Consider the following 2,191-nt stretch of genomic DNA (forward strand, 5'->3'; position numbering starts at 1 on the left):
CATCATATTGAAAGACTTATGGTTCTTGGAAATTTCTTTTTATTAACTGAATTAGATAAGGATCAGGTTTTTAACTGGTTTATGGAAATGGCTTTGATGCTTTCAATTTTAAATAAAATGAATAAAGATAAATTAAATAAACATATAAAAATAGCTGATAAATATTTAGAGGTGATTTGATGAGTGAAAAAGAAATTGTTGAAAAAAGTGATTATCCTGTTACTAAAAAAAAGTTAATAAAAGATTTTAAAAATGGTGGTCTAAAAAAAGGTTCTACAGTTATCGTTCATTCTTCATTAAGTTCTCTGGGTTGGGTTTGTGGGGGACCGGTAACTTTAATTGATGCATTAATGGAAGTGATAACTAAATCAGGTAATATAATAATGCCCACTCATAATGGTAATTATTCTGAACCTAAATATTGGGGTAATCCAGCAGTACCTGAAAGCTGGTGGGATTCAATTAGAAATGAAATGCCCGCCTTTAGACCTGAAGTTACTCCAACCAGGGGAGTGGGAGTAGTACCTGAAAATTTTAGAAAATATCCAAATACTGTTAGAAGTTCTCATCCTATTAATTCTTTTGCTGCCTGGGGTAAAAATGCTGATGAAATTATAGCAAATCATGACCTGAATTCTTCCCTGGGAGAAAAAAGTCCACTCCAAAAAATCTATGATTTAAATGGGAAAATACTTTTGATTGGTGTTGGTCATGAAAGTAATACCTCCCTACATTTAGCAGAATATAAAGCCGATTTTAAAAAAGAGACAAAAGAATATGGAGCTCCAATAATCAAAGATGGAAAAAGAATCTGGGCTAAATATCAAGAAATTGAAGTTGATTCAGATGATTTTCATAAACTGGGAAATGATTATGAAAATAAAAGAGAGTATACTAAATTCAAATTAGCTTATTCTACTGCTAAGCTTTTTTCTCAGGTAGATATTGTTGATTTTGCAGTTGATTGGTTTGAAAAAAATCGTTAATAACTTTAGGAGATGAAAATATGTATAGAAAATTAAAAAAATATTTTAAGGGAGAAAAAAAAGAAGATGGGGCTGGAGTAAAACTTAGAAGGACCTTTGGTTACCATGATACTCCAGAATTTGATCCATTTTTAATGATGGATTTTTTTGATTCTAAAAATCCTAATGATTATATTAAAGGTTTCCCCTGGCATCCTCATCGAGGAATTGAAACTATCACATATTTAATTAAAGGTGAGATTGAACATGGTGATAGTATGGGGAATAAAGGTATTATTAAAAGTGGTCAATGTCAGTGGATGACTGCTGGCTCAGGAATATTACATCAGGAGTTACCAAAAGAATCACCAGAAATGCTGGGGGTTCAGGTCTGGTTAAACTTAGCTGCAGATAATAAGATGACTTCTCCTAAATATGGAGATATTACCGAAGATATGATTCCAGTTTATGAGGATGAAAATAAAAGAGTTCATATAATTGCAGGAAAGTATAAAAAATTAGAGGGTGAAATAAATAGAGAAGATACAAAACCAACGTTTTTGGATATTGAACTAAAAGCTAATAGTGAATTTGTATTTGATCTTAATTATGATTTTAATTCTTATGCTTTTTTAATCAGGGGAGAGGCAAATTTTAATCAGGAAAAAGAAGAATATGTATCCTATCCTCAGGGAGTATTATATGAAAAAGGTAAAAAAATAAAAGTAAATACCGGAGATAAATCGGCTCGCTTTTTATTATTGGCCGGTAAAAAATTGAATGAACCTATAGCCTGGGGTGGACCAATAGTTATGAATACCAGAGAAGAGTTGAAAATTGCTTCACGTGATTTAAAAGAAAATAATTTTGTAAAAGAAAAGAATAATAAAAATATCAAAGAAATAAATGATTTTTATAATAAAGAGAAAAAGTAATAAGACTATCAATAGAATATTAAATAATTTTCATTGGAGGGATATAACTTGCATTCTATTTGTGCAAAATGTGATAAAAAAGTATGTAACACTGATTTAGATGATTATCCTGAATGGTGTCCTCAGTCTAAGGGGAAATGGTTAAGTAAAGCATTAGAAGAATATAAAAAAGAAGAAAATAAAAAATTATATAAAACTGCTGCTCATATAGAAACTACCGGTTATAAAGAGTGGCCCAGATTAAAAGAAATAGCTGAATATGCAATTTCAGCTGGTTTTAATAATATTGGA

4 protein-coding genes are annotated in these 2,191 nt (G+C 30.3%); all 4 read left to right on the top strand.

The genetic code is table 11. The features are described 5' to 3' along the window. On the top strand, window positions 1–180 hold a 180-nt coding region (locus VJ881_06240; GenBank protein ID HKL75648.1), incomplete at its 5' end, for a hypothetical protein. Beyond that, window positions 180–986, top strand: a complete 807-nt coding sequence (locus VJ881_06245) for an AAC(3) family N-acetyltransferase (protein ID HKL75649.1) — start codon at window positions 180–182, stop codon at window positions 984–986. The genes VJ881_06240 and VJ881_06245, both read left to right, overlap by 1 nt. Window positions 987–1,006: 20 nt before the next feature. Further along, a complete protein-coding gene (locus VJ881_06250) occupies window positions 1,007–1,900 on the top strand; it encodes a pirin family protein (GenBank protein HKL75650.1) in 894 nt (297 codons plus the stop codon). 48 nt (window positions 1,901–1,948) lie between these two features. Next, on the top strand, window positions 1,949–2,191 hold a 243-nt coding region (locus VJ881_06255; protein ID HKL75651.1), incomplete at its 3' end, for a DUF1847 domain-containing protein.

Source organism: Halanaerobiales bacterium, from assembly GCA_035270125.1.
Taxonomy (GTDB): Bacteria; Bacillota; Halanaerobiia; order Halanaerobiales; family DATFIM01; genus DATFIM01.